This window comes from Arsukibacterium ikkense, assembly GCF_000987775.1.
GTDB lineage: Bacteria > Pseudomonadota > Gammaproteobacteria > Enterobacterales > Alteromonadaceae > Alishewanella > Alishewanella ikkense.
This window is the reverse complement of sequence record NZ_LAHO01000006.1, coordinates 139,365-165,520: the sequence shown is the minus strand read 5'-3', so window position 1 is coordinate 165,520 and position 26,156 is coordinate 139,365. Positions and strand designations below refer to the sequence as shown.

Here is a 26,156-nt window from a genome sequence, read left to right as displayed (position 1 = left end):
CTGAAGCCTGTATTACTGTAAGACAGAAATATCGGCCACTTGCAGAAACAATTCACGCAGTTGCTGTAACAGCGCTAAGCGGTTAAAGCGCACTGCATTATCCTCGGCATTCACCATTACCTGGTCAAAAAAGCTGTCGATCACGCTGCGCATACCGGCTAAATGAGCCAGGCTGTCGCTATAACTGTGGCCTTCAGCCTGATAAGCCTGTTCAGCCGTTATTGCCTGATAAAGTGCTTGCTCTGCGCTCTCTTGCAGTAAGTTAGTGCTTACTTGTTTCGGGATAGCTTCGGTTACTTTGGCCAGTATATTCGCCACCCGCTTATTGGCTGCTGCCAGGGCCGCTGCGGCGTCCAGTTTGCTGAATGCAGCCACTGCACTTACCCGCCGGTCAAAGTCGCTCGGGCTGGTCGGCCTGCGCGCTAACACTGCCTGAATAACATCAACCGCATAGCCTTCATCCTGATACCAGGCGCGGAAGCGGCCGAGCATAAAGTCCAGTACTTCGTCGGCAACTTTAGGGTTAGTTAACTTGCTGCCAAAAGTTTGCTGGCTAAAGCCAATCAGCTCAACCAGATCCAGCGGTAACTGCTTTTCCACCATAATCCGCAGCGCGCCAATGGCGGCCCGGCGCAGCGCGAACGGGTCTTTATCGCCTTTAGGTATCTGGCCAATGCCAAAAATACCCACTAAAGTATCCAGCTTATCGGCTATCGCCACCGCCGCACCCTCTAACCGACTCGGTAACTGGTCGCCGGCAAAGCGCGGCATATACTGCTCGTTCAATGCCAGAGCCACAGCTTCGCTTTCACCATCCAGCCTGGCATAGTGCATGCCCATAATGCCCTGCACTTCCGGGAACTCACCCACCATATTGGTCATTAAATCAGTCTTCGACAATAAGCCGGCCCGCTCTGCTGCCGCCGGCTCAGCACCAATTTTGGCTGCGACAAAACCTGCAACCTTGCTAATGCGCTCTGACTTTTCAGCCAGGGTACCGAGCTGCTGCTGGAATAATACGGTTTTCAAGCTGTCGAGCCGGTCAGCCAGTTTGGTTTTACGATCAGTGTTAAAGAAGAACTCGGCATCGGCCAAACGCGGCCGTACCACTTTCTCATTACCGCTGATAATTTGCTGCGGATCTTTACTGTCGATATTGGTCACAAAGATAAACTTGTTGATTAACTTGCCCTGCTTATCAAGTAACGAGAAGTATTTCTGGTTATCTTTCATCGTTGAAATTAGCGGCTCGGCCGGTACCTGCAGGAAGCTTTGCTCAAAGCTGCCCACTAATACCACAGGCCACTCCACTAAAGATGCCACCTCTTCCAGCAAGGCGTCATCCATTTGTGCCACTGCACCTAAGCTGTCAGCGGTTGCTTGCACTTGTTTGGCAATGGTCGCTTTACGCTGCTGATAGTCAGCGACCACATAGGCCTGCTGTAAGGTCGGCAAATAGGCATCAGCATTGGCTATTGTAACTAACGCCGGGGCATGAAAACGATGGCCATAACTTTGGTTGCTGCTGCGGCGGCCCAAAATAGTGGCGGGCACAATGTCGTTGCCATACAGCATGACAATGGTATGTACCGGCCGGATAAACTCGGCGTCCGAGCTGCCCCAGCGCATAGGTCGGGCTATCGGTAATTTGGCCAGCGCCGCTTTAATAATTTCCGCTAACAAGGCCACGGTATTCTGCCCAGGCTGCAGCTGCTTATGCAGCAACCAGGCGCCTTTATCGGTTTCCAGCCGCTCGGCTTGCTCAACGCTAATACCGCAACCTGCTGCCCAGCCGGCCGCAGCCTTGGTAGACTTACCGTCTGTGTCAAAGGCCGCGGCAATAGCTGGGCCACGCTTCTCTACCACTTTATCGGCCTGGCTGGCAGCAAGGCCATTTACCCGCACCGCTAAGCGCCGCGGAGCAGCGTACCAGACGATGTCGCCATGGCTTAATTGCTGTTTTGCCAGCTCACTGCCAATATTATCGGCGAATGCTGTTGCCAGCGTTTTAAGGGCTTTAGGTGGCAACTCTTCAGTGCCAATTTCTACCAGAAAATCTTGTGCGCTCATTTAGCCTCCTGCTGCGGTTGCTGGCCATTTTTACAAAGCGGAAAGCCCAGCTTTTCCCGGCTGGCAAAATAGGCTTCGGCACAGGCTTTGGCTAAGGTACGCACCCGCAGAATATAGCGCTGGCGCTCGGTTACCGAAATGGCATGGCGCGCATCCAGCATATTAAAGGCATGTGATGCTTTCATTACTTTTTCATAGGCCGGCAACGCCAGGCCCTGCTCTATCAGGTAATGGCTTTCTTTTTCACACTGATCAAACTGGGCAAATAACGCCGCTACATCAGCATGTTCAAAATTATAGGTCGACTGCTCTACTTCATTCTGATGAAACACATCACCATAGGTGACCAGGCCGAGCGGGCCGTCGGTCCAGACCAGATCATATATAGAATCAACACCCTGGATATACATAGCCAGCCGCTCTAGGCCGTAGGTAATTTCGCCGGTAACCGGCCGGCATTCTAAGCCACCCACCTGCTGGAAGTAAGTAAACTGGGTTACTTCCATGCCGTTTAACCATACTTCCCAACCCAGACCCCAGGCGCCCAGTGTCGGCGATTCCCAGTTATCTTCAACAAAGCGGATGTCATGCACCAGGGTATCAATCCCCAGCTCACGCAGCGAGCCTAAATACAGCTCCTGAATATTGTCGGGTGACGGTTTTAAAATCACCTGAAACTGATAGTAATGCTGTAAGCGGTTCGGGTTTTCACCATAACGGCCATCGGTCGGCCTGCGGCACGGCTGGACATAGGCCACATTGGTCGGTTCTGGCCCTAGTGAACGCAAAAATGTCATAGGGTGAAAGGTACCGGCCCCCACTTCTAAATCCAACGGCTGCACAATAACACAGCCCTGTCGCGCCCAGTAATCCTGCAGAGCTAAGATCAGGCCCTGAAAGGTTTTAATATCGTATTTATGCATGCGCTGCTAACTCGCTAAAATGACTGAGGGGCCGTAGCCCCTGTCGTGTTATGTGGTGAAAAGTTATACGTCTAAGTTGGCTACGTACAACGCATTCTCTTCAATAAAGGCGCGGCGTGGCTCAACGTGGTCGCCCATCAGGGTAGCAAACAGCTGGTCGGCGCCCACGGCATCTTCAATGGTTACCTGCAGCATCCGCCGGTTTTGTGGGTCCATAGTGGTTTCCCACAGCTGGTCCGGGTTCATCTCACCCAATCCTTTATAACGCTGAATATACAAACCGCGTTTTGATTCAGCCATTAACCAGTCCAGCGCTTCAACAAAGGTTTCTACCGGTTTCACTTTTTCGCCACGGCGGATAAAAGCACCCTCTTCAATCAGATCACGAATTTCGTCGCCTAAAGTTACAATGTTCTGATAATCGCGTGAGGTTATAAAGTCATAATGCAGCGCGTACTCGTTATCGATACCATGCTGACGAATAATGATTTTCGGCTGGAATAAGTGCCGTTCGCGATCTTCAATCACATCGTACTTATAGCTGGAGCCGTCGCCTTCTTTGTCGTCTAAGCGCTTGGCCAGGGTTTTTACCCATGCTTCTACCACGGCTTTATCTTTCACGTTGTCCGGGCTTAAACCGGTAACATAAATAAGCTCGTTTAGCAGATTAAACGGGATTTTGCGGCTCAAGCGGTTAATGACCGCTGTCACTTTATGGTACATGCGTACCAATTTTTCCAGATGCTCACCGCCAATGCCTGGGGCTTCGGCGTTAACATGCAGGCTGGCTTCATCCAGCGCCAGGGTGGTTAAGTATTCCACCAGTGACGGTTCATCTTTAATATATTGCTCTTGCTTACCCTTTTTCACTTTAAACAGTGGCGGCTGTGCAATGTAAATATAGCCACGCTCAATCAGCTCCGGCATTTGCCGGTAGAAGAAAGTCAGCAACAAGGTGCGAATGTGCGAACCATCGACGTCGGCATCGGTCATTAATACGATGCTATGGTAGCGGGTTTTGTCCGGGTTATATTCTTCCCGGCCAATGCCACAACCCAATGCCGTGATCAGAGTACCGACTTCCTGCGAAGACAACATCTTGTCAAAGCGGGCTTTCTCCACGTTCAGAATTTTACCTTTCAGTGGCAAAATGGCCTGATTTTTCCGATTGCGTCCCTGCTTGGCTGAACCGCCTGCTGAGTCACCCTCTACAATATACAGTTCTGAAAACGCCGGGTCTTTTTCCTGACAGTCGGCCAGCTTACCTGGCAAACCAGCAATATCCAGCGCGCCTTTGCGCCGGGTCATTTCCCGGGCTTTACGGGCCGCATCACGCGCCCGCGCGGCATCGACAATTTTACCTACGATGATTTTTGCATCGCCTGGGTTTTCCAGCAGGTATTCGTTTAGCTTCTCGCCCATAATACCTTCAACGGCAGAGCGAACTTCACTGGATACCAGCTTATCTTTGGTTTGCGAGCTGAATTTCGGATCAGGCACCTTCACGCTGACCACAGCTGTCAGGCCTTCACGGGCGTCATCACCTGACGCCTGCACCTTCATTTTCTTGGCGTAACCTTCGTGCTCAATATAGTTATTCAGCACCCGGGTTAAGGCGCCACGAAAGCCGGCTAAGTGAGCACCGCCGTCGCGCTGTGGAATATTGTTGGTAAAGCAGAATACATTTTCCTGGTAGCTATCGTTCCACTGCATGGCCACTTCTACTGAAATGCCATCGTCGCGCTGATCCGTAAAATAGAAAGCTTTCGGGTGAACACTGGTTTTGCTGCGATTCAGATATTGTACAAAAGCTTCTATACCGCCTTCATATTTAAAGTGGTCTTTTTTGTCGTTGCGCTCGTCAGCCAGAATAATACTTACACCGGAGTTCAGGAAGGACAGCTCGCGCAGCCGCTTGGCCAGAATATCGTAGTGATAGTCGATGTCGCTAAATACCGTAGGGCTTGGCCAGAAGCGGATGGCGGTGCCGGTATCTTCCGTTTCTCCAATCACCGCTAACGGCGCTTGCGGTACACCTAAGTGATAAATCTGGTTGAATACCTCACCTTTACGGCGGATGGTTAACTCTAATTTGTCGGACAAGGCGTTAACCACAGAAATACCCACACCGTGCAAACCGCCGGAGACTTTATAAGAGTTCTCGTCAAATTTACCACCAGCATGCAATACGGTCATAATAACTTCTGCCGCCGAAACACCCTCTTCATGCATTTCAGTAGGCACTCCGCGGCCATTGTCGCGTACCGACACCGAACCATCGCTATGAATCGTTACCCAGATATCGGTGCAGTAACCCGCCAGCGTTTCGTCAATAGAGTTATCAACTACCTCGAACACCATATGGTGCAAGCCAGTGCCGTCATCGGTATCACCGATATACATGCCTGGTCTTTTACGAACGGCATCCAGCCCTTTTAATACTTTAATACTTGAGGAATCGTAATTATGTTGTTCGGCCATCTTCGTCTGTCCGTGCTGTTATCTGACCGTGTTCCACGTGAAACATTTTGCTGCGCGCGGCAGCAATATAAGGTGAAACCTGATCAGCATTAATTGCAGTAATAAATACCTGTGAATTAATCTGGGTTAAATACTCAAAAACAACTTGGGTAGAACTGCTATCCAGTTCTGACGCCAAATCGTCAATTAACAATAACGGCTGTTTATTGCCACTATTACTAATTACATTGTTCTGGGCGATTTTAAGTGCAAATAATAACACTTTTAGCTGGCCGCGGGATAATACTTCTTCCACACTCAGCAGGGCTTTTTTCAACTTTAAATCGGCTTTTTGCGGGCCGTACTGGCTAAAGCCCTGCCGGCAATCTTGTTCAAAATTCTGTTTCAATAAATCCAGTAGTGCCTGCTCGCTGTTAATCCGCTCCGGCCAACCGCTTTGCAGTTGCATACTTACATCGGCCAGTAAGGGGTTGGCTGCCACCAACTGGCTGTATGCTTGGTTCAACTGGTCAATGTATTGCTGGCGCTGCTTATGTAGTTGCCAGGCCAGGCTGGCAAATTGCTGGTCCCAGTATGCAAATTCATCATCATAACGCCGCCGTTGCTTTAGCAAAGAGTTACGTTGTTTCAGTACCCGACTAAACTGTGACCATACCGGAAAAAAACCAGGTTCCACGTGGAACACACCCATATCAAAAAACTGCCGGCGTTCTTTTGGCCCACCAAAGAATAGCCGAAAACTATCCGGGGTTAACAACTGCACGGGCAGCAGGCTGGCAAATTCAGCCAGCCGCTGCACGTTAGCACCATTAAGCCGCAGCAGCAATTCTGCCGAGCGATTACGCTGTAAGCCTAAACTATAACTTTGCTGATTATTGCTGACCTTGGCATGCAGAGTAAAATGATCGGCGTCGTCTTTAATCAATCGCTGATGCGCCCGACTGCGAAACGAACGGCCATGGGCTAAATAGTAAATGGCTTCGAGCAGGCTGGTTTTACCACTGCCATTCTCGCCATATATAAGGTTAAACTCAGGATGCGCAGTTAACGCCAGCGCCGGCATATTGCGGAACTGGCTTAACTGCAAAGACAACAATGCCATTATTTACAGGCGCATCGGCATAACAACATAAGACGCACCCTCATTGCCAACACCCTCAATTAAGGTACTGGAGTTAGCGTCATTTAAATGCAAAATTACCAGGTCGGTATTTAGGGTATTTAGTACATCCAGCATATAACCGACATTAAAGCCGATTTCCAGTATGTCACCTTCGTACTCTACTTCTATCACTTCTTCTGCCTGTTCATGCTCAGGGTTATTAGCCATGATTTGCAGTTCGTTGTTATTCAGGGTAAAGCGCACGCCCCGGTATTTTTCATTAGATAAAATTGAAGCGCGGGTACAGGCATCTTTCAACACCGGCCGATGAGCCGTAACTAACTTGGTACTATTGCGTGGCAGCACCCGGCGATAATCCGGAAAGCGACCATCTATCAGCTTACTGCTAAAGGTAAAACCCTGATCAGATAAACGAATGTGGTTCTGGCCCAGGCTTAACTGAATAAGCTGATCATCATTAGCCAGCAGCCGCATAATTTCCAGCACGCCTTTGCGTGGAATAATTATTTGCTTTTGCTGCAAATTAACACCGGGCAGTACTAACTTACTAAGCGCCAGGCGGTGGCCATCAGTACCCACTGCGGTTAGGCTGCCGTTATCCACTTCAAACAATAACCCATTCAGATAATAGCGCACGTCCTGGTTTGCCATTGAAAAAGCGGTATCGTCCAGCAATTTACGTAGTTGTGCCCGGCTGATACTAATATCAACCTCACCCTGCCAGCTTTCCAGGTTTGGGTACTCGGCCGCACTCAAGGTTGATAAGGTAAACTTGGTTTTACCACAGGTTAAAATACAGCTTTCAGCCTGCAGCACCACTTTAATGTCGCTTCCTTCGGGCAAACTGCGGCAAATATCCAAAAGTTTTTTTGCTGGCACGGTCACCCGGCCAATCTGCTGCACCTGCACCGCGTCGGTGGTAGCAACCAGCTCTACCTCTAAATCAGTGCCGGTAAGCGCTAACTGTTGCTCAGTCACTTCCAGCAAGACGTTGGATAAGATCGGTAAGGTGTGCCGGCGCTCGATGGCGCCCGAGACCATTTGTAATGGCTTGAGTAAGGCGTCTCTGTTAATAACAAATTGCATAACTTAACCCTAATTAGGATGACCCTGTAAAACCGGCTATGAAGACAACGTACGAATGAGGTTTTGAAAATCCTCTTTTATTTCGTGGGTTTCTTCCTTTAATGATTCTATTTTGCGACAGGCATGCAGCACTGTGGTGTGATCGCGACCACCAAAGGCATCGCCAATTTCTGGCAGGCTATGGTTGGTAAGCTCTTTCGATAACGCCATGGCCATTTGTCGTGGCCGGGCGACTGAACGCGAGCGGCGCTTAGACAATAAGTCGGCAATCCGGATTTTATAATACTCGGCCACCGTTTTCTGAATATTCTCAATGGTAACCAGTTTATCCTGCAGCGCCAGTAAATCACGCAGTGCTTCACGTACAAAATCGATGGTAATCGGCCGTCCGGTAAAATTAGCGTTGGCAATAACCCGGTTTAAAGCGCCTTCCAATTCACGCACGTTAGAGCGCAACCGCTTGGCCACAAAAAAAGCCACTTCTTCCGGTAAGCGAATTTGGTTTTCCTGCGCTTTGCGCATCAGAATAGCGACCCGGGTTTCTAATTCCGGCGGCTCGATGGCGATGGTTAAGCCCCAACCAAAACGTGATTTCAGCCGGTCTTCCACACCATCGATTTCTTTCGGGTAACGGTCACTGGTTAAAATTATTTGCTGGTTGCCTTCGAGTAACGCATTAAAGGTATGAAAAAACTCTTCCTGCGAGCGCTCTTTGTTAGCAAAGAATTGAATATCATCGATAAGCAGCGCATCAACTGAACGGTAATAACGTTTAAATTCTTCTATCTGATTGTTTTGCAAGGCTTTAACCATATCCTGCACAAAGCGTTCAGAATGCATATAGATCACTTTAGCGTCGGGCTTTTTCGCCAGAATGCCATTACCTACCGCATGTAATAAGTGGGTTTTACCAAGGCCGGTACCGCCATAAATAAATAACGGGTTGTAAGCTGTGCCAGGGTTATCCGCAACCTGGCTGGCAGCAGCGCGGGCCAGCTGGTTTGATTTACCCTCAACAAAGTTGGTAAAGGTGTAATTGGCCCGCACATTGCTGCGCACGATAGTTTTTGGGGCAGGCTCAGCCACTTCACGCGGTGCCGGTGGCTGATTATTAGTATTCGGTTCTGGCGGCGGTAAATGGCTATTGCCAGGTGGCCGTTTCGTTTGCTGCTGACTATTACCGACATCAAACTTCAGCCTGGGCGCATCATCACCGCAATAATCCTGGATCAGCTCGAGGATCCGGTTTAAATACTTTTCGCGCACCCAATCCAGTACAAAGCGGTTTGGCGCATACAGGATCAGTGAGTCAGAAGAGCTATCAGCTTGTAACGGCCGGATCCACATACTGAAATGCTGGGCAGGAAGCTCAGCCTGCAATGCCTGTAAACAATTTTGCCAAACAGATTGATACACCGTCTCTCCTGAAGCCCTGGTTAAAATTATAAATTAAGGCTGGTGTCATTACGCAAGTTGGCCATTATCCACTGATCTTATCCACAAGTTCAATATTGACTTTCCAAAAAAAACTCAGAACGAAGTAAATATCATTTAACCATATGTTTTTATTAGTTTATAAAGCCTTATTCTATTTAATAATACCGAACAAAATCGGCAGAACTTTATGACCTAAAGAGCAAACAACTCACATTTTATTCAGCAGGATCAGCCAAGCTGTGGAAAACTTATTAAAGTGAATACAAAAACAACGATCAGATCAGAATAAAAACAAGGATCGCATTGACTTTAAGGCCTGAACTACTTAAAATTCGCGCTCATTTTTGTCAGCTGCGTTTTGGTGTATTTGCTAAAACACAGGTAATCTTAGTAAATATTTCGACCGGACGGATGAAATTATGAGTAAAAGAACGTTTCAACCAAGCGTATTAAAGCGCAAGCGCAACCACGGTTTCCGTGCTCGCATGGCCACTAAAAATGGTCGTCAGGTTTTAGCGCGTCGTCGTGCTAAGGGCCGTCAGCGTTTATCAGCGTAATCGGCTGTTAAGCGCTGCGTGGTCAGCCTGAACTTCGGCCGGGAGTTACGCCTGTTAACTCCCAGTCAATTCGACAATGTCTTCCAACACCCGTTTCGGGTTGCATCTCCCCTGTTTACCATTCTTGCAAAACCAAATCAGCTGGCACATCCGCGATTAGGCCTTACTATCGCTAAAAAACGTGTTAAATTGGCCGTGCAACGCAATCGTATAAAACGTTGTGTGCGTGACAGCTTTCGTTTGCATCAACACCAGTTGCCCGGCGTCGATCTGGTATTAATGGTAAAGGGTGATATCAGTAACACCCCGAATAGTGAACTGTTGAAACAACTGGAACGACTATGGAGCAAAATCGCTCGCCAGTACATCGCTTTACAATCAAGCTGATGTTAATGCTGGTTCGTGGCTATCAGCTGGTTATAAGCCCGCTGCTGGGGCCGCATTGTCGCTTCAATCCAACCTGTTCGCATTATGCCATTACCGCTATTGAGCGCTTTGGTGCGGTAAAAGGTGCTTGGTTAGCAGGCAAACGCATATTAAAATGTCACCCCTTACATAAGGGCGGTGATGATCCCGTTCCTGATAAGCATAATGAGAAAAGCTAACCCATGGATTCACAACGCAGTTTTTTAGTAATTGCCCTGGCAATCGTCAGTTTTTTCCTCTGGCAGGAATGGCAAAAAGATTACGGCCCAAAGCCAAGTGTCGCTCCCACCACCGCTGAGCAAGGGCAAGTTATTGTGCCTGGCGGCAGCATCACCAGCAACGATGGCGATATCAGGCTGGCCGGTGACGATGCACCCAGCCAGGTTAGTGCCACCGCGACCCCTTCGGCTCAGCTGGTAAGAATTGCCACCGACGTATTGACGGTTGAAATTGATACCAGTCGTGGCGATATTGTTGGCCTGACCTTACCTGAATACGAATTAACCAAAGACAGTGAGCTGCCTTACGTGTTAATGCGCCGGTTAGCGGGTTTTGAATATACCGCGCAATCGGGCTTAATTGGTGCCGATGGCCCGGATGATCAGGCCAATAGCCGCCAGCCTTATCAGTTTAGCCAGCAGCAATATACTCTGGCCGATGGCGAAGATCAGTTAATCGTGCCGCTGGTTACCCATTTTAATGGCCTGCAAATTGAAAAGCGCTATATTTTCAGCCGCGGCAGATATGATGTCCGGGTAGAATATTCAGTGCAAAACCACAGTGACGTCAGTAAGCGCATTCAGCCGTATCAGCACCTGGTGCAAAATATTGATAACGGTGAAAGCAGCAGCATGATGATGCCTATCTACCGTGGTGCAGCTTACGGCACTAACGAAGACCGTTACGAAAAATATGACTTTGGCGATATGGCCAAGAGAAACCTGGCCGTGAACAGCATTGGCGGTTGGGTTGCCATGCTGGAACATTACTTTGTTGCCGCCTGGATACCGGATCAAACCCAACCACAGCGCTTATACAGTATGGTTGCCGGCAGTAAAGGAGTTATCGGCAGCCGCAGTGAAGTAATAGAGCTGCAACCGGGTGAAAGCACCGTGATCAGCAGTACCTTCTATGCCGGCCCGAAGCAACAGGATAAGTTAGCTGAATTGGCCGATGGCCTGGATTTAACGGTCGACTACGGCTTCCTGTTTTTTATCTCGCAACCGTTATTCTGGCTACTGACCACCATTCAGGGCTTTGTGGTGAACTGGGGGCTGGCAATTATTCTGATCACCGTTATTGTCAAAGGTGTGATGTATCCGCTGACCAAAATTCAGTATGAATCGATGGCCAAGATGCGTAACTTAAAGCCAAAAATTGAAGAACTGCAAGCCCGCTACAAAGACGACCGGCAGAAAATGGGCCCGGCAATGATGGAACTGTACCGCAAGGAAAAGGTTAACCCTATGGGTGGCTGTTTACCTATGCTGGTGCAAATGCCAATTTTCCTGGCGTTATACTGGGTATTCGTTGAAAGCGTTGAATTACGCCACGCCCCCTTTATGCTGTGGATCACCGACTTATCAGCCAAAGATCCGCTGTACATTCTGCCTGTGTTATTTGGTTTAAGCATGTTCGCTATGCAAAAACTAACGCCAATGCAGGTAACCGACCCACTGCAACAGAAAATTATGATGTGGATGCCAGTCGCATTCTCTATCTTCTTCCTCTGGTTCCCAAGTGGTCTGGTATTGTACTGGTTTGTCAGTAACCTGATTTCGCTGGCGCAGATGCTGTATATCTACAAAGGTATGGAAAAGAAAGGTTTGCATACTAAGAAAGCCTGACGACAATACCGACAGGCTGGAGTCGGGTGTTCCTGCGTAGCAGCGGCAGGGAAGCCGCGCAGGCTGAGGCAGCCCCGTTGTTTATAAAAGCAGCGAGGTGCTGTCGAAGACGGCGAAGCAGGAATTTCCCGGCTCTGGCCATATGTAAAAATTAGCCTGTCCGCATCATGCGACAGGCTTTTTCCATTAAGAGGCAACTATGTTTAACACCGACACCATCGCCGCTTTAGCCACCGCCCCCGGCCGCGCCGGTGTCGGTATTATCCGCATTTCCGGCCCTGATACCAAAGCAGTAGCACAAGCTATGCTACACAAGCTGCCTAAACCGCGCTGTGCCGAGTACTTACCATTTTTTGATAGCCAGGCCAGCGTGCTGGATCAGGGCATTGCCCTGTACTTCCCAGGCCCCAATTCTTTTACCGGCGAAGATGTGCTCGAGCTGCAGGGCCATGGCGGCCCGGTGCTACTGGATATGTTATTAAAGCAGGTGCTGGCAGAGCCCAACGTGCGCATCGCCCGCCCTGGTGAGTTTTCTGAGCGGGCTTTTTTAAACGATAAGCTCGACTTAGCCCAGGCTGAAGCCATAGCAGACTTAATTGATGCCAGCAGCGTGCAGGCCGCCCGCAGTGCCATGCAATCGCTGCAGGGTGAGTTCTCACGCCGTATTCACGAGTTAGTTGAAAAAGTGATTTACCTGCGAATGTATGTTGAAGCGGCTATCGACTTTCCCGATGAAGAAATCGATTTTTTATCGGATGGCAAAGTGGCGGCCGATTTAGCCGATATAATCGACTACCTGGCTACGGTTAAAAAACAGGCGGCTCAGGGCAGTATTCTGCGCGAAGGCATGAAAGTAGTGATAGCCGGCCGGCCTAATGCCGGCAAATCCAGCTTACTGAATGCCTTAGCCGGGCGTGAAGCCGCTATTGTTACCGAAATAGCCGGCACCACCCGCGATGTTCTGCGCGAGCATATTCATATCGATGGTATGCCACTGCATATTATCGACACCGCCGGCCTGCGCAAAGCCACCGACCAGGTCGAGCAAATAGGCATTGAGCGCGCCTGGCAGGAAATTGCCCAGGCCGATCGGGTACTGTTTATGGTAGATGGCACCACCACCAACGCCACTGGTCCGCATGACATCTGGCCAGATTTTATCGACCGCCTGCCCGCAAGCCTCGGCGTTACTGTTATTCGCAATAAAGCCGATTTAACCGGCGAGCCCATGACGCCAGATGAAAGCGGCAACTCGCCAGTGTTTCGTTTATCGGCCAAAACCGGCGCCGGCATCGATGCACTGCGCGAGCATTTAAAACAATGCATCGGCTTTGACGCCAGCACCGAGGGCAGCTTTCTGGCCCGCCGCCGCCATTTAGACGCACTGGACCGCGCAGCCGAGCACCTGGCGATTGGTCAGGAACAACTGCACAGCTATATCGCCGGCGAAATCCTCGCCGAAGAGCTGCGGCTAACCCAGCAGCACTTAAATGAAATCACCGGTGAGTTTAGCAGTGATGATTTACTGGGCCGGATTTTCTCGAGCTTTTGTATCGGCAAGTAATATTAATGTGTCCCTGTAAGTATTTATGTGTGGCAGCTGAATGCAGTTATCCGGAATAGCCGGATAACTGCTACCAATAGAAACACAGAAGCTGGTATTAATGATTAACCACATCTAACCGCTGCGCAGTGTTGTCAGTTAGGATCAACACCGCTATCAGCACAGCGCCCAGGCCGACAAAACCAGCGGCTAAATAAAGGCCCAGAGTATAGTGGCCACTTACTTCTGCCAGATGGCCCGTTAATGCAGGGGCAATAACCTGAGCACTGCCGTACGCCAGGGTCATTTTTCCCATTAATTTGGCTGGTTTACTCGGATATAAGCGCCCTGCCATGGTTAGCACTAAACTCACCACGCCAACAAAGGTAGCGCCAAATAGCGCGGCACTTAACAATATGGCCGTTAGCGAGCCAAACCACAATGGCAGTAAAATAGCGACGCTTTGCAGCAGCAATGCCAGCATAATGGCTTTCAGATAGCCTGTTTTGCGGGCGATAAAGTCCCACAGCAGCACAGCCGGGGCGGCGGCTAAACCCAGTACAATAAAACTCAGATTACCGCTGCCGCTTAAGCCTGGCAGTCGCTCTACTATGGTTACGATAAAGGTGGCGCTAATAACATAACCGTAACCGGCGCAAAAATAGCTGGCCAACATTAGCCGGATAAAGCGTTTAGCGGGTGGCGGATCACTGCCTAACGGCTGAGTACCTAACGCAAGCGGCTTGGGCCTGGGCAACCAGCGCCAGGCCGGCACAGCCAGCAGCACCGCAAATATCGCCAGGTATTGCCACTGGGCGCGCCAATCCAGTTGCAGCCTTAGCATCAGCTCTACCAACACAGCCGAAAGTGCGATACCAAAACCCAGACCGGCAAAGTGAATACCCAGTTCAGCCCGTTGCCGGTGGCTTAACAGCCAGTGCATGATCAGGCCAGAGGCAATCAGCATAGAACCGGCACTGCTTAGGCCAGCCACAAAGCGCCAGACTGACCACAGATAGACATTCTGAGTTAATGCCATACCCAGAGTACTTACCACCGCTAACAGTAAGCCAAGCCGGTACAGGCTATCTTTTAACCTCAGATCACTCAGGCTGGCTGCCAGTAATGCGCCAGCCATATAACCCAGGTAATTAACGGCCGCCAGCATTCCGCCGCTGCTATCCGTCAGCATTGTTTGCTGCTGCATTAATGGCAGCAAGGGCGTATAGGCAAAGCGCGCAACGCCCAGACAAAGTAACTGACTGAAAAAGCCGGCTAGCAACACATAATAGCGCTGTGGCACAGGCTGACTTTGCGATAATCTGCTCAGGCTGCTATCTCATTGGTAAAAAAACCAGCTTAGCCCAGAAAAAAAGGCCGCGGTATGCGGCCTTAGTCTCAGTTGGCAAACTATATATAGCTAACGGGCGTACGTTGCGGTCAGGGTCGCTTTGCCCAGCGCGTTAGCATGTAGCATAAAACTAACGACCGCGGCACTGGCATCATCCGGCACTGCCAAAGTGTCTTCCGGTAGCGCCCAGACAGTAAACTGATAACGATGCATACCATGGCCCTCTGGTGGGCAGGCGCCGCCAAAGTCTTTACTACCGTAGTCATTTTTAAAACTGCGACAGCCTGGCGGCAGACTGCCTTTGCCTGCACTGCGCGCCAGGCCATGGGCATCAGCGGGAATATCAGCCACTAACCAGTGCCAGAAACCAGAGCTGGTTGGCGCATCTGGATCAAATACCGTTAATGCAAAACTTTTAGTACCAGCGGGTGCCCCCTGCCAGTTCAGCTCGGGTGACACGTTGTTGCCATTACAGCCAAAGCCATCAAACTCCTGCGCTTTTGCCATAAAATGGCCTTCTGTTATATCCGGACTGTTAAGGGTAAAGTTAACGCTGTTCATCTTTGCTCCTTAAGGTAAGTAACTACTTACTTATGTTGAGATAACCACTGATAAAAGGCTTGTTTGGGTAAGGCGCCGGCTTGCTGCGCCACTATTTTACCTTGTTTAAACACCATTAAGGTAGGAATAGAACGAATAGCAAACTGGGCCGCCAGCTGTTGCTGCTGTTCGGTATTAATTTTACCAAAGCGAAAGTGCGGTTCCAGCTCAGCGGCCGCCTGGCTAAATACCGGCGCAAAGCTTTTACAAGGGCCGCACCAGCTGGCCCAAAAATCGACCACTAACGGCAACTCGGCTTTGTTGGCATGAGCGGCAAAATTAGCACTGGTCAACTCAAGCGGTGCGCCGCAAAACAGCGCTTGTTTGCATTTACCACAACGCCCGTCCAGCGCCTGTTTATCGGCAGGCAAACGGTTAAGGCTATGACAATACGGGCAGGCAACTATCATATTGCTACTCCAAAAATGTTAAGTGCAGCTTTAGAACCTCGATTTGGTTGCCACAGAGTGTCCAAGCAACGCATGCAACAAGGCTGTTTAAGATAACAGGCTTACAACACCCGCTTTGGCTCGCCACAGCAACTCGTCCTTTGCCTGCGGCAGGACTCAGACACTCTGTGTCGCCCAAAACGGGTATTCTAAGCCTTTTGTATAAGCTAAATGGGTTACGTTAAGCCAAGTTTAAACCACCCGCCATAAAAAAACCCTGCCGGGGCAGGGTTTAATATCACAACTTACGGTTAGTCTCGTGGTTTACGCGGTGCCCGTGGTGCAGCACCCGGACGCGGGCCTGGGCCACTGCGTTTTTCGCCACCCGCAGCTGGGCCAGCATTACCAGTGGTACTGCCGGTATCAATACTGATATTCAGCTTTTGCTTACGCACATAAACCTTTTTCAGGTGCTGGAAAATTTCCGCCGGAATATTGGCCGGTAATTCCACAGTACTGAAATGATCAAACAGTTTAATGTTACCTATAAACTGGCTGTCGATATTGGCTTCGTTGGCAATCGCACCCACGATATCACCAGCGCGTACGCCATGTTCTTTGCCTACTTCAATCCGGTAATTGTTGTAATCACCTTTCATTTCGCGGCGTACCCGTGGGCCACGATCTGGCCGTTCGCCTGAGCGCTCCGGACGGTCAGCTGAACGTTCCGGGCGATCACTACGTTCGCGCCGTGGTCGCTCTTCCCGCTCGCCCCGCGCATGCGGCTGGCGTAATTCCGGAAATTGCTTGGCCACGTTTAACGGCTGATTTTTCTGCGCCAGAAATAACAATGCAGCAGCCAGATCAACATCGGTAGTTTCCAGCTTTTCGCGCCAATCGGTTACCAGCTCCTGGAAAAAATTCAGGTTCTGGGTTTCGATGGTTTGCGCCAGTTGTTCACGGAACGATTCAATCCGGCGTTGCTCAATCACTTGGCCGGTAGGCAGTGACATTTGCTCAATAGGTTGCTTGGTTGCATGCTCAATGGTACGTAGTAAGCGGCGTTCACGTGGTGATACGAATAATATCGCTTTACCTTCCCGACCCGCACGCCCAGTACGACCAATGCGGTGCACGTAAGCTTCACTGTCGTACGGAATATCATAGTTAACCACTAAGCTAATCCGCTCAACATCCAAACCACGGGCAGCTACGTCAGTGGCAACAATAATGTCTAATTGACTGGCTTTCATCTTACGGATGGTTAGCTCGCGGTGAGCCTGATTCATATCACCATTTAAACAGGCTACGGCATAGCCGCGGGCGCCCAGTTTTTCAGCAATTTCCTCAGTGGCACTTTTGGTGCGCACAAACACAATGCTGGCATCGTATTCTTCACCTTCCAGTAAGCGGGTTAATGCATCCAGCTTCTGGTTGGAATCAAGCAACACATAGCGCTGAGAGATCCGCTCAACGGTGCTGGTTTTGGAAGCAATTTTAATTTCTTCCGCATTTTTTAAATGCTTCTGAGCAATAGCGCGAATTTGCGCTGGCATAGTCGCCGAGAACATTGCAACCTGGCGGCCCGGTGGGGTCGCATCCATAATAGTTTGCACGTCATCAATAAAACCCATGCGTAGCATTTCATCGGCTTCATCCAGCACGATGGCGCGAAGTTTGTCCAGCTTCAGGGTACCACGGTCTAAGTGATCCAGAATACGGCCTGGAGTACCAACAATAACCTGCGAACCACGTTTCAGTGATTTCAGCTGGTTGGTATAACTTTGACCACCGTATAACGGCAGTACATGAAATGCCGGCATATAGCGGGCATAAGCTTGAAAAGCTTCGGCTACCTGAATAGCCAGTTCGCGGGTAGGTGCCAGCACCAGAATTTGCGGATCGTTTTGCGCCGGGTCAAGCCGGGCAAGTAAAGGCAGGGCAAAAGCGCCGGTTTTACCGGTACCTGTTTGCGCCTGGCCTAACACGTCTTCACCAGCCAATAGTTTTGGAATAGCCGCCGCCTGGATAGGCGATGGGGTTTCGTAACCAAGTTCAGCGACCGCTCGTACCAGCGGTTCCGGCAGCATTAGCTGGGAAAAAGACAAAATTTCAGACATACGTTGTTATAACCTCAATCACACGCAGGCTTGTTGGTAAGTGCTATTGTTGTTTTTACCTGGCCTGCAATGCAGTAAAAACACGAAAGCGGGCAAAAGACATAGCTTTCCCCGATTTTATTCCAGTAGTATAGCCAAACATTTACCACCTGGAGGAATCCATGATAGAAATCCTCGTTGGCAGCCAAATGGGCGCAGCGGAATATGTGGCAGAACAAGTTGCTGAAACACTGGTACAAGCGGGATATGAAGCTAAGCTTCATCTTCAACCCGATTTGGATCAGCTAAACCCGACTCACGTCTGGTTAGTGATCACATCCACCTATGGCGCAGGAGATCTGCCTGATAATATTCAACCCTTTGCGGATCAATTAGCACAAGATCGGTGTGATCTTACCACACTTTCTTTCGCCGTGATCACTTTAGGTGACTCCAGCTACGATACTTTTTGTCAGGCAGGGCGAACGTTAAGCCAGTTATTGCAACAACAGGGCGCAGAACCGCTGCTCAGCAACCTGGAAATTGATGTGTTAACAGAGGCGTTGCCGGAAGATCAGGCGCTATGTTGGCTGCCACAATTAATCGGTCGCATAAAAAAAGGCGAGTGATTACCACTCGCCAAAACACAAGTATCTCAGGAAGAACAGTTAAACAAATCACTGCTCCCGGTTGACCTCAGCAATAAAACCAACCAGGCACCACCATACCCGACTAAGCTGGTGCCTGCTTAACAATACGCTGATAAAGACTTGATAAAATGCCGTTATCACGTGATATAGCGGTACATGCCAATACACCTTACCCTTAAGTTATCAACAAAGTTTCATCCAACTAAAAATAAATGTGCATAACTAAGCTTTTATCCGGTGTTAAACCTGTACTTATGCTCTTTATAAAAAATTTATCAGTCCACCCTGTGTATAAGTAGCTAAGTTGTCCACCTGTTCAAACAGGCTTGATCCAACCTTGATCACAGGATCTGATCCTATTTAAGCTATTGATCCTCATTTGTAATAAAGGTTTATCCACCGAAAACACGCTGCTTAATAGTAGTAGTAGTAAAAAGATCTTTAAATAGATCTTATATATATTAATCAGATCCGCAGTCGCTTTAAACGTTTCACAAGTTGCCGGATCGCGCTACAATACGCGCCCTATTTTGAAGCGGCTTTAAAGCCAGAGTTGAGGCAGATATGTTGTATCAAGAAACCTTTGATGTGATCGTTGTCGGTGGCGGCCATGCTGGTACCGAAGCTGCCTTAGCCGCTGCCCGCATGGGTATGCACACCTTATTGTTAACTCATAATGTTGAAACCCTGGGCCAGATGTCTTGTAATCCGGCGATTGGTGGTATTGGCAAAGGTCATTTGGTAAAAGAAATTGATGCCTTAGGTGGCGCCATGGCTATTGCTGCTGACAAAGGCGGTATTCAGTTTCGTACCCTGAACAGCTCAAAGGGCCCTGCTGTCAGAGCAACCCGCGCCCAGGCGGATCGCCAATTATACCGTGCTGCTATCCGCAACATTCTGGAAAATCAACCTAACTTGCGGATCTTTCAGCAAGCTTGCGATGATCTGATTGTTGAGCAAGATCAGGTGCGCGGTGTCGTTACCCAGATGGGGTTAAAATTCCGTGCTAAAGCAGTAGTACTGACTGTTGGCACTTTTCTCGGCGGGCAAATCCATATTGGTTTAGAACAATTCTCCGGTGGCAGAGCCGGTGATCCGCCATCCATCGCCCTGGCAAAACGTTTACGTGAACTACCGTTTCGGGTTGATCGGCTAAAAACAGGTACACCACCACGAATTGATGCCAGAACCGTTGATTTTTCTGTGATGCAGCCACAACCGGGTGATAATCCTACCCCGGTATTTTCGTTTTTAGGCAAGCATAGCGATCATCCAGCACAAATCCCCTGCTACATCACCTATACCAATGAGCAAACTCATCAGGTAATACGCGACAATCTGGATCGCTCGCCGATGTATACCGGGGTGATTGAAGGCATAGGTCCACGGTATTGTCCGTCAATTGAAGACAAAGTAATGCGTTTTGCCGATAAGGATCAGCACCAAATCTTTATTGAACCAGAAGGCTTAACCACTCATGAGCTTTACCCTAATGGCATTTCAACCAGCTTGCCGTTTGATGTACAGTTAGCAATAGTCCGTTCAATTAAGGGCATGGAAAACGCCCATATTACCCGGCCAGGCTATGCGATTGAGTATGACTTTTTTGACCCGCGGGATCTGACAAGTTCATTGCAAACCAAATTTATAAAAGGCTTATTTTTTGCCGGCCAGATCAATGGCACCACCGGCTATGAAGAAGCCGGTGCGCAGGGCTTGTTAGCCGGTCTGAACGCTGGTTTATTCGCTACTGAACGTGATGCCTGGGCACCCAGCCGCGACCAGGCTTACTTAGGGGTGCTGGTTGACGATCTAACTACCCAGGGTACTAAAGAGCCTTACCGCATGTTTACCAGCCGGGCTGAGTACCGGTTACTGCTGCGTGAAGATAATGCCGATGCCCGTTTAACAACCAAGGGCCGTGAACTGGGTCTGGTTGATGATCAACGCTGGCGGGTTTTTAGTGAAAAAATGGAACAGATAGCACTGGAGCGGCAACGCTTACAGCAAAGCTGGATCCATCCACAGCACAACGCATTGCCCGCAGTAAACCAGTTATTGAAAACACCATTAAGCCGCGAAGCCAGTTTAGAAGAATTAGTTCGCCGGCCAGAAATGACTTATCAGCATTTGATGAGTATTGATGGTTTAGGCCCTGCTTTAACCGATCCGATAGCCGCTGAGCAGGTAGAAATCCAGATTAAATATGAAGGTTATATTAATCGTCAGCAGGATGAAATTGCCAAGCAACAGCGTAATGAAGCTACTAAACTGCCCGGAACCTTTGATTACAGCGCAGTTAAAGGCTTATCCAATGAAGTAATTATGAAATTAAACCAAAGCCAGCCGGCAACGGTAGGCCAGGCATCACGGATCTCCGGTATCACACCTGCCGCCATATCAGTATTGTTGGTTTACCTGAAAAAACAGGGTTTACTGCGTAAATCAGCCTGAAGGGATCGGAATGCTAGAAAAACTGCGGCAGCTGGTCGCAAAAACCAGCCTGCAACTTAGTGACAAGCAACTGCAACAGTGTACAGACTATGTAAAGTTGCTTGATAAATGGAATGGCGCCTATAACCTGACTTCTGTCAGAGATCCGGCCGATATGCTGGTGAAGCATGTTATGGATAGCCTGGTGATTGCGCCGCACTTACAAGGCACCCATTTTATTGATGTTGGCACAGGTCCGGGTTTGCCAGGAGTATTGCTGGCGATATATTACCCCGATAAACAATTTACTTTGTTAGATAGTTTAGGCAAACGGATACGTTTTTTAAATCAGGTGAAAATGCAACTTGGTCTGGCTAATATCCATCCGCTGCAAAGCCGGGTTGAGCAACATCAGCCAGTGGAACCTTATGATGGTGTAATCAGCCGGGCTTTTGCCTCAACCCATGATATGTTGCACTGGTGTCGCCATTTACCCGCTGCCAATGGCCATTTTTATGCAATGAAGGGGGCAGCGGTGCAAGAAGAAATTGCAGCTTTGCCGGATTTTGTTAAAGTAACTGCAGTTATACCATTGCAGGTACCAGAACTGGATGCCAGCCGGCATCTGGTTATCATTGCCAGCGCCTAACCATAACGAGGGAGCTTTGTGGGTAAAATCATAGCCATTGCCAATCAAAAAGGTGGAGTAGGTAAAACCACCACTGCTGTAAACTTAGCAGCGTCAATGGCGGCTACCAAGCGCAAGGTTCTGCTGATTGATTTAGACCCACAGGGCAACGCTACCATGGGCAGTGGCGTTGATAAATACGAAGTGCATGCCACCGCTTACGAGCTGTTAATCGAACAAAAACCGCTGTTAGAAGTTGTAGTTAAAGAAACCACCGGCGGTTATCACCTGGTAGCAGCCAACTCTGATGTCACTGCCGCTGAAGTGCGATTGATGGATGTATTTGCCCGCGAACTGCGTTTACGCACTGCGTTAAAAGATTACCGCAGCAGTTATGATTTTATTTTTATCGACTGCCCGCCTTCACTTAATATGCTGACGGTCAATGCCATGGCAGCAGCCGATACCGTACTGGTACCGATGCAATGCGAATATTTTGCCTTAGAAGGCCTGACAGCACTGGTTGATACCATTAATAAACTGGCGGCTGTGATCAACGCTGATTTAAAAATTGAGGGTATTTTACGTACTATGTACGACCCCCGTAACCGCCTGGCTAACGATGTATCCGAGCAATTAAAACAACATTTTGGTGACAAAGTATATCGGGCCGTGATCCCGCGCAATGTCAGGTTAGCAGAAGCGCCCAGTTTTGGTACACCGGTGATGTATTACGATAAAAATTCTACCGGCTCTAAAGCTTATCTGGCGCTGGCAGGCGAAATTTTGCGCCGCTCCGAGAAAAAAATCAGTGGTAAAGCGACCTCAGTATAATAACGCTACGTTAAAGGATATTTTTGCGCATGTCGGTTAAAAAACGCGGTTTAGGACGGGGCTTAGATGCTTTACTCACGTCAAATAAAACGACAGAGCACCATCAGGCCAACCAGCAGTCAGCTGAATTACAAAAGCTACCGCTAGAGTTCTTACGGCCCGGTAAATACCAGCCCCGTAAAGATATGTCGCAGGACGCACTGGAAGATTTGGCCAGTTCAATCCGGGCGCAGGGCGTTATTCAGCCGATAGTGGTGCGTTTTGTCAGCGAAAATAGCTATGAAATTATTGCCGGCGAGCGCCGCTGGCGGGCAGCCCAGCTGGCCAGGCTGTCAGAAGTACCCTGCCTGATAAAAAATGTGCCGGATGAAGCTGCGGTGGCTATTGCCCTGATTGAAAACATTCAACGCGAAGATCTGAATGCAATGGAAGAAGCGGTGGCGCTGGACCGGTTACTGACAGAATTTGAATTAACGCATCAACAAGTAGCTGATGCGGTGGGTAAATCGCGCACTACAGTTACTAACTTACTACGCTTAAACGCGCTGAACGACGATGTGAAGGTATTGCTGGAACACGGCGATATTGAAATGGGCCATGCCCGGGCATTACTGGCTTTGACTGATGACAGCCAGTCTGAAACAGCCCGCTTGGTGGCGCACAAGCAGCTGACGGTGCGGGAAACCGAAAGTTTGGTGCGGCGTGTGCTGGAGCCGAAAGCCGTCGTTGCCGCTAAAGCAAAAGACCCTGATGTTAATGCCCTGGAGCTGCGGTTAAGTGAGCGTTTCGCCGCGCCGGTGCAAATAAATTACAACCAGAAAGGCAAAGGTCAATTAGTGATCAGTTACAGCAATCTGGACGAGTTAGACGGTATTTTAGGTAAATTACAACTGAGCGAGCCCGATTAACTCTGTGCTTGCTGCTAAAGCAGTGACAAGACAGCGCTAAAGCCGCTTTTTGTTGCAAAACAGGCATGGATAAGTATACTTGCCGCAGTTTTTTAGCCATGTTTTCGCCGTATTCAGAAACTGGAGTTGTAATGCAACCAAGCCCGCGACAGGTTCGCATATCAGCCTACAAGCTGATTGCTTTTCAGGTCGCAGTGGCCGCAGTTACTGCGTTAGGCTTTGCAATAGGCGCCGGTGAACTGGCAGCGAAATCGGCTTTTAAAGGCGGCCTGATTGCCGCAGTACCAAATTTTGTCTTTGCGATGTTTGCATTCTGGACTTTAGGTCGGGGCAGCGCAGAGCAAGCGAGAACTGCTATGATGCGTGGCCACTCGCTAAAAATAATTTTGACCATAGTGTTGTTTGTCGTTGTTATGCAGCAGCCAATAGCTGCCGGCCCGCTTATGGCGGGCTTTATCTTGACGTTATTCGCACAATGGTCGACAGCGATTTTCTTTAAACATTGATAATTGGGATGAAACATGGCTGCAGGTGAAACTAGCATTTCAAGTCATATTCAGCACCACCTTACTAACGCGAAAATGTGTTCCGTCAATGGCGAGTACGTATTTAACAAAGCGTGTAGTGAATCCGGGTTCTGGGTATTACATATTGATACATTAGCGTGGTCTATTGGTCTGGGTATTTTGTTTTTATGGTTATTCCGGATAGCGGCTGTTAAAGCTGGCCGGGATCAACTGGCAGTACCTGGCAAATTTCAGTGTTTTGTCGAAATGCTGATTGAATTTGTCGACACTAACGTCAAAAGCACCTTTCATGGCAAAAGTAAGCTGATTGCCCCGTTAGCCTTGACCATCTTTGTCTGGGTATTCCTGATGAACCTGATGGACTTAGTGCCGGTAGACGTATTACCTGCGCTGGCTGGCTGGATTGGTGCTACTTTCTTCGGTATGGATTCACATGATGTGTACATGAAGATAGTACCGACTACTGATATCAACACTACAGTGTCGCTGGCATTAGGTGTGTTTGTGCTGATGATTGGCTACTCCATCAAAATTAAAGGGGTGGTTGGTTTTATTAAAGAGCTGACCCTGCACCCGTTTAACACTAAAAATGTGTATGTTCAGGCGCTGTTGGTGCCATTTAACCTGTTACTCGAAGTGCTGGCGTTAATTACCAAGCCATTTTCACTGGCACTGCGTTTGTACGGAAACCTGTATGCTGGTGAGATGATTTTTATTCTGATCGGCATCATTGGTCTGTTACAGTTGCCTCTGCACTTTATCTGGGCGGTATTCCATATCCTGGTTATCGTGTTGCAGGCCTTTGTGTTTATGATGCTGACCATTGTGTACCTGAGCATGGCCAGCGCAGATAATCATTAATTTTTAACCTTTATCTTTAACTTTAACTTTAACTATCGGAGTAAAAAATGGAAACAATCTTAACTATGCCAGAAGCAGTGGTTGAAGCGGTAAAATTAATCGCAGTTGCCCTGTTAATCGGTTTTGGTGCTATCGGTACTGCTTTAGGTTTCGCCAACATGGGTGGTAAATTCCTGGAGTCTTGTGCTCGTCAGCCAGAGCTGGCGCCTTCTCTGCAAGTTAAAATGTTCATCCTGGCAGGTCTGATCGATGCGATTTCTATGATCGCAGTTGGTATTGCCATGTACATTCTGTTTGTTGGTTAATTGGCGCACGCTCATTTTTTAACCATAAACAAACTAACTGAGGAGGAGCGGACGTGAATCTGACTCTGACTATTATCGGTCAAATGATAGCTTTTGCTGCATTTGTCCTGTTCTGTATGAAGTTGGTCTGGCCACCACTGATGAACGCGATTGAAGCGCGTCAGCAGAAAATTGCCCATGGCCTGGCAGCAACCGACAGAGCTGAGAAAGACTTAGCGTTAGCCCAGGATAAAGCCAAAGATCAGCTGAAAGATGCTAAAGCACAAGCTGCAGCAATTATTGAGCAAGCAAAAAAACGCGAAGCCAAAATAATTGAAGAAGCCGCCGATAAAGCAAATGCTGAACGTGAGCATATTCTGGCGCAGGCCAAAGCCGAGGTGGAAGCTGAGGGTAACCGTTTACGGGAAGACTTACGTAAGCAAGTTGCTGCTCTGGCCATCGCGGGTGCAGAAAAAATTCTGCAACGCTCTATCGACGAAGCTGCTCACAGCGACATCCTGGAAAAATTGGTACAAGAACTGTAGAGAGGGTGAGCTATGTCTGATTTGACGAATATTGCTCGTCCATATGCAAAGGCGGCCTTTGATTTTGCTGTAGAGCAAAATGCATTGGACGCCTGGTTGCAAATGCTGGTGTTTACGGCAGAAGTTGCCAAGAACGACCAGGTTGCAGCCATGCTACGTACTACCGGTGTTGCTGAACAGCAAGCCGGTATATTTATTCAGGTATGTGGTGAGCAACTCAATGAGCAGGGCCAAAACTTTATTAAAGTAATGGCAGAAAATCACCGCTTGTTGGCGTTGCCTGAAGTGTTGGCCATTTTTATTGGGCACAAAGAAGAGTTTGAGAAAGAGATAACCGTTGATGTTATTTCTGCCACGACTTTAAGTAGTGCTCAACAAGACAAGCTGATAGCTGCATTAACGCAACGTTTGGCACGCAAAATTAAATTGAACTGTAGCGTCAATCCTGACATGGTCGGCGGCATGCTGATCAAGGCAGGTGACATGGTTATTGATGGCTCGGTCCGCGGTAAGCTGGATCGCTTAGCAACTGCGCTGCAGTCATAATTGGGGAA

General features: G+C 48.9%; 25 protein-coding genes. 15 read left to right on the top strand and 10 right to left on the bottom strand.

Going from position 1 to position 26,156, the window contains the following annotated elements; genetic code table 11:
- Positions 1 to 12: 12 nt before the first annotated feature.
- From glyS to dnaA, 6 genes are all read right to left on the bottom strand, one after another.
- Entirely contained in the window at positions 13 to 2,070 is a 2,058-nt protein-coding gene (glyS, locus tag WG68_RS08145) for a glycine--tRNA ligase subunit beta (protein ID WP_046557167.1), read from the bottom strand.
- Positions 2,067 to 2,993, bottom strand: coding sequence for a glycine--tRNA ligase subunit alpha (gene glyQ / locus WG68_RS08140; RefSeq protein WP_046557166.1), 927 nt, complete (start codon positions 2,991 to 2,993; stop codon positions 2,067 to 2,069). The genes glyS and glyQ overlap by 4 nt, the downstream gene beginning before the upstream one ends.
- 63 nt (positions 2,994 to 3,056) lie before the next feature.
- The gene (gene gyrB / locus WG68_RS08135) at positions 3,057 to 5,474 is read right to left on the bottom strand and encodes a DNA topoisomerase (ATP-hydrolyzing) subunit B (RefSeq protein ID WP_046557165.1); all 2,418 of its coding nucleotides are present in this window, start codon (positions 5,472 to 5,474) and stop codon (positions 3,057 to 3,059) included.
- Positions 5,458 to 6,576 carry a DNA replication/repair protein RecF gene (gene recF / locus WG68_RS08130; protein WP_046557164.1) on the bottom strand — a complete coding sequence of 373 codons (1,119 nt, stop codon included), beginning with the start codon at positions 6,574 to 6,576 and terminating at the stop codon, positions 5,458 to 5,460. Before recF ends, gyrB begins: the two co-directional genes overlap by 17 nt.
- A gap of 3 nt (positions 6,577 to 6,579) precedes the next feature.
- Entirely contained in the window at positions 6,580 to 7,683 is a 1,104-nt protein-coding gene (gene dnaN / locus WG68_RS08125; RefSeq protein WP_046557163.1) for a DNA polymerase III subunit beta, read from the bottom strand.
- A 36-nt stretch (positions 7,684 to 7,719) separates the two neighbouring features.
- The gene (dnaA, locus tag WG68_RS08120) at positions 7,720 to 9,099 is read right to left on the bottom strand and encodes a chromosomal replication initiator protein DnaA (protein WP_046557162.1); all 1,380 of its coding nucleotides are present in this window, start codon (positions 9,097 to 9,099) and stop codon (positions 7,720 to 7,722) included.
- Between the two features lie 440 nt (positions 9,100 to 9,539).
- Here dnaA and rpmH point away from each other — a divergent pair, with 440 nt between their 5' ends.
- The 5 genes from rpmH to mnmE all read left to right on the top strand — a co-directional run bounded on the left by rpmH (position 9,540) and on the right by mnmE (position 13,514).
- Positions 9,540 to 9,677 carry a 50S ribosomal protein L34 gene (gene rpmH, locus WG68_RS19365; RefSeq protein WP_083923053.1) on the top strand — a complete coding sequence of 46 codons (138 nt, stop codon included), beginning with the start codon at positions 9,540 to 9,542 and terminating at the stop codon, positions 9,675 to 9,677.
- Between the two features lie 18 nt (positions 9,678 to 9,695).
- Complete coding sequence (gene rnpA, locus WG68_RS08115) at positions 9,696 to 10,064, top strand: ribonuclease P protein component (protein ID WP_046557161.1); 369 nt, start codon at positions 9,696 to 9,698, stop codon at positions 10,062 to 10,064.
- Complete coding sequence (gene yidD, locus WG68_RS08110) at positions 10,019 to 10,282, top strand: membrane protein insertion efficiency factor YidD (RefSeq protein WP_046557160.1); 264 nt, start codon at positions 10,019 to 10,021, stop codon at positions 10,280 to 10,282. Before rnpA ends, yidD begins: the two co-directional genes overlap by 46 nt.
- Before the next feature lie 3 nt (positions 10,283 to 10,285).
- Positions 10,286 to 11,950, top strand: coding sequence for a membrane protein insertase YidC (gene yidC, locus WG68_RS08105; RefSeq protein WP_046557159.1), 1,665 nt, complete (start codon positions 10,286 to 10,288; stop codon positions 11,948 to 11,950).
- Between the two features lie 199 nt (positions 11,951 to 12,149).
- On the top strand, positions 12,150 to 13,514 hold the full coding sequence (gene mnmE / locus WG68_RS08100; protein ID WP_046557158.1) for a tRNA uridine-5-carboxymethylaminomethyl(34) synthesis GTPase MnmE: 1,365 nt from the start codon (positions 12,150 to 12,152) through the stop codon (positions 13,512 to 13,514).
- Between the two features lie 97 nt (positions 13,515 to 13,611).
- On the opposite strand, the gene WG68_RS08095 is transcribed toward mnmE, so the two are convergent.
- From WG68_RS08095 to WG68_RS08080, 4 genes are all read right to left on the bottom strand, one after another.
- On the bottom strand, positions 13,612 to 14,796 hold the full coding sequence (locus WG68_RS08095) for a YbfB/YjiJ family MFS transporter (RefSeq protein WP_046557157.1): 1,185 nt from the start codon (positions 14,794 to 14,796) through the stop codon (positions 13,612 to 13,614).
- A gap of 117 nt (positions 14,797 to 14,913) precedes the next feature.
- On the bottom strand, positions 14,914 to 15,405 hold the full coding sequence (locus WG68_RS08090) for a YbhB/YbcL family Raf kinase inhibitor-like protein (RefSeq protein WP_046557156.1): 492 nt from the start codon (positions 15,403 to 15,405) through the stop codon (positions 14,914 to 14,916).
- Positions 15,406 to 15,431: 26 nt separating this feature from the next.
- On the bottom strand, positions 15,432 to 15,854 hold the full coding sequence (trxC, locus tag WG68_RS08085) for a thioredoxin TrxC (RefSeq protein WP_046557155.1): 423 nt from the start codon (positions 15,852 to 15,854) through the stop codon (positions 15,432 to 15,434).
- Positions 15,855 to 16,144: 290 nt separating this feature from the next.
- Positions 16,145 to 17,953 (bottom strand): DEAD/DEAH box helicase, encoded by a 1,809-nt coding sequence (locus WG68_RS08080; RefSeq protein ID WP_200897561.1) that lies wholly within the window; start codon positions 17,951 to 17,953, stop codon positions 16,145 to 16,147.
- 161 nt (positions 17,954 to 18,114) lie between these two features.
- Between WG68_RS08080 and mioC the strand changes: the two genes are divergently transcribed.
- The 10 genes from mioC (at position 18,115) to atpH (ending at position 26,148) form a co-directional block, all read left to right on the top strand.
- Positions 18,115 to 18,561, top strand: coding sequence for an FMN-binding protein MioC (mioC, locus tag WG68_RS08075; protein ID WP_046557154.1), 447 nt, complete (start codon positions 18,115 to 18,117; stop codon positions 18,559 to 18,561).
- 585 nt (positions 18,562 to 19,146) lie between these two features.
- Entirely contained in the window at positions 19,147 to 21,036 is a 1,890-nt protein-coding gene (mnmG, locus tag WG68_RS08070) for a tRNA uridine-5-carboxymethylaminomethyl(34) synthesis enzyme MnmG (protein WP_046557153.1), read from the top strand.
- 10 nt (positions 21,037 to 21,046) lie between these two features.
- Positions 21,047 to 21,664: a 16S rRNA (guanine(527)-N(7))-methyltransferase RsmG gene (gene rsmG / locus WG68_RS08065; RefSeq protein WP_046557152.1), complete on the top strand. Its 618-nt coding sequence runs from the start codon at positions 21,047 to 21,049 to the stop codon at positions 21,662 to 21,664.
- An 18-nt stretch (positions 21,665 to 21,682) separates the two neighbouring features.
- Positions 21,683 to 22,477, top strand: coding sequence for a ParA family protein (locus tag WG68_RS08060; protein WP_046557151.1), 795 nt, complete (start codon positions 21,683 to 21,685; stop codon positions 22,475 to 22,477).
- A 29-nt stretch (positions 22,478 to 22,506) separates the two neighbouring features.
- On the top strand, positions 22,507 to 23,385 hold the full coding sequence (locus WG68_RS08055; protein ID WP_046557150.1) for a ParB/RepB/Spo0J family partition protein: 879 nt from the start codon (positions 22,507 to 22,509) through the stop codon (positions 23,383 to 23,385).
- A gap of 131 nt (positions 23,386 to 23,516) precedes the next feature.
- Positions 23,517 to 23,891: an ATP synthase subunit I gene (locus WG68_RS08050; RefSeq protein WP_046557222.1), complete on the top strand. Its 375-nt coding sequence runs from the start codon at positions 23,517 to 23,519 to the stop codon at positions 23,889 to 23,891.
- A 15-nt stretch (positions 23,892 to 23,906) separates the two neighbouring features.
- Positions 23,907 to 24,773 carry a F0F1 ATP synthase subunit A gene (gene atpB / locus WG68_RS08045; RefSeq protein ID WP_046557149.1) on the top strand — a complete coding sequence of 289 codons (867 nt, stop codon included), beginning with the start codon at positions 23,907 to 23,909 and terminating at the stop codon, positions 24,771 to 24,773.
- Positions 24,774 to 24,820: 47 nt separating this feature from the next.
- Positions 24,821 to 25,078 carry a F0F1 ATP synthase subunit C gene (atpE, locus tag WG68_RS08040; RefSeq protein ID WP_046557148.1) on the top strand — a complete coding sequence of 86 codons (258 nt, stop codon included), beginning with the start codon at positions 24,821 to 24,823 and terminating at the stop codon, positions 25,076 to 25,078.
- 53 nt (positions 25,079 to 25,131) lie between these two features.
- A complete protein-coding gene (gene atpF, locus WG68_RS08035) occupies positions 25,132 to 25,602 on the top strand; it encodes a F0F1 ATP synthase subunit B (protein ID WP_046557147.1) in 471 nt (156 codons plus the stop codon).
- 12 nt (positions 25,603 to 25,614) lie between these two features.
- On the top strand, positions 25,615 to 26,148 hold the full coding sequence (gene atpH / locus WG68_RS08030; protein ID WP_046557146.1) for a F0F1 ATP synthase subunit delta: 534 nt from the start codon (positions 25,615 to 25,617) through the stop codon (positions 26,146 to 26,148).
- The last annotated feature ends 8 nt before the right edge of the window (positions 26,149 to 26,156 follow it).

Excerpts from the sequence above, each read along its gene's own strand:
- atpB (WP_046557149.1), top strand. The coding sequence starts at position 23,907 with ATGGCTGCAGGTGAAACTAGCATTTCAAGTCATATTCAGCACCACCTT.
- WG68_RS08050 (WP_046557222.1), top strand. The coding sequence starts at position 23,517 with ATGCAACCAAGCCCGCGACAGGTTCGCATATCAGCCTACAAGCTGATT.
- rsmG (WP_046557152.1), top strand. The coding sequence starts at position 21,047 with ATGCTAGAAAAACTGCGGCAGCTGGTCGCAAAAACCAGCCTGCAACTT.
- mnmE (WP_046557158.1), top strand. The coding sequence starts at position 12,150 with ATGTTTAACACCGACACCATCGCCGCTTTAGCCACCGCCCCCGGCCGC.
- WG68_RS08090 (WP_046557156.1), bottom strand. The coding sequence starts at position 15,405 with ATGAACAGCGTTAACTTTACCCTTAACAGTCCGGATATAACAGAAGGC.
- WG68_RS08055 (WP_046557150.1), top strand. The coding sequence starts at position 22,507 with ATGTCGGTTAAAAAACGCGGTTTAGGACGGGGCTTAGATGCTTTACTC.
- mioC (WP_046557154.1), top strand. The coding sequence starts at position 18,115 with ATGATAGAAATCCTCGTTGGCAGCCAAATGGGCGCAGCGGAATATGTG.
- gyrB (WP_046557165.1), bottom strand. The coding sequence starts at position 5,474 with ATGGCCGAACAACATAATTACGATTCCTCAAGTATTAAAGTATTAAAA.
- WG68_RS08080 (WP_200897561.1), bottom strand. The coding sequence starts at position 17,953 with ATGTCTGAAATTTTGTCTTTTTCCCAGCTAATGCTGCCGGAACCGCTG.
- recF (WP_046557164.1), bottom strand. The coding sequence starts at position 6,576 with ATGGCATTGTTGTCTTTGCAGTTAAGCCAGTTCCGCAATATGCCGGCG.
- glyQ (WP_046557166.1), bottom strand. The coding sequence starts at position 2,993 with ATGCATAAATACGATATTAAAACCTTTCAGGGCCTGATCTTAGCTCTG.
- glyS (WP_046557167.1), bottom strand. The coding sequence starts at position 2,070 with ATGAGCGCACAAGATTTTCTGGTAGAAATTGGCACTGAAGAGTTGCCA.
- atpH (WP_046557146.1), top strand. The coding sequence starts at position 25,615 with ATGTCTGATTTGACGAATATTGCTCGTCCATATGCAAAGGCGGCCTTT.
- dnaN (WP_046557163.1), bottom strand. The coding sequence starts at position 7,683 with ATGCAATTTGTTATTAACAGAGACGCCTTACTCAAGCCATTACAAATG.
- yidC (WP_046557159.1), top strand. The coding sequence starts at position 10,286 with ATGGATTCACAACGCAGTTTTTTAGTAATTGCCCTGGCAATCGTCAGT.
- trxC (WP_046557155.1), bottom strand. The coding sequence starts at position 15,854 with ATGATAGTTGCCTGCCCGTATTGTCATAGCCTTAACCGTTTGCCTGCC.
- yidD (WP_046557160.1), top strand. The coding sequence starts at position 10,019 with ATGGAGCAAAATCGCTCGCCAGTACATCGCTTTACAATCAAGCTGATG.
- rpmH (WP_083923053.1), top strand. The coding sequence starts at position 9,540 with ATGAGTAAAAGAACGTTTCAACCAAGCGTATTAAAGCGCAAGCGCAAC.
- mnmG (WP_046557153.1), top strand. The coding sequence starts at position 19,147 with ATGTTGTATCAAGAAACCTTTGATGTGATCGTTGTCGGTGGCGGCCAT.
- atpE (WP_046557148.1), top strand. The coding sequence starts at position 24,821 with ATGGAAACAATCTTAACTATGCCAGAAGCAGTGGTTGAAGCGGTAAAA.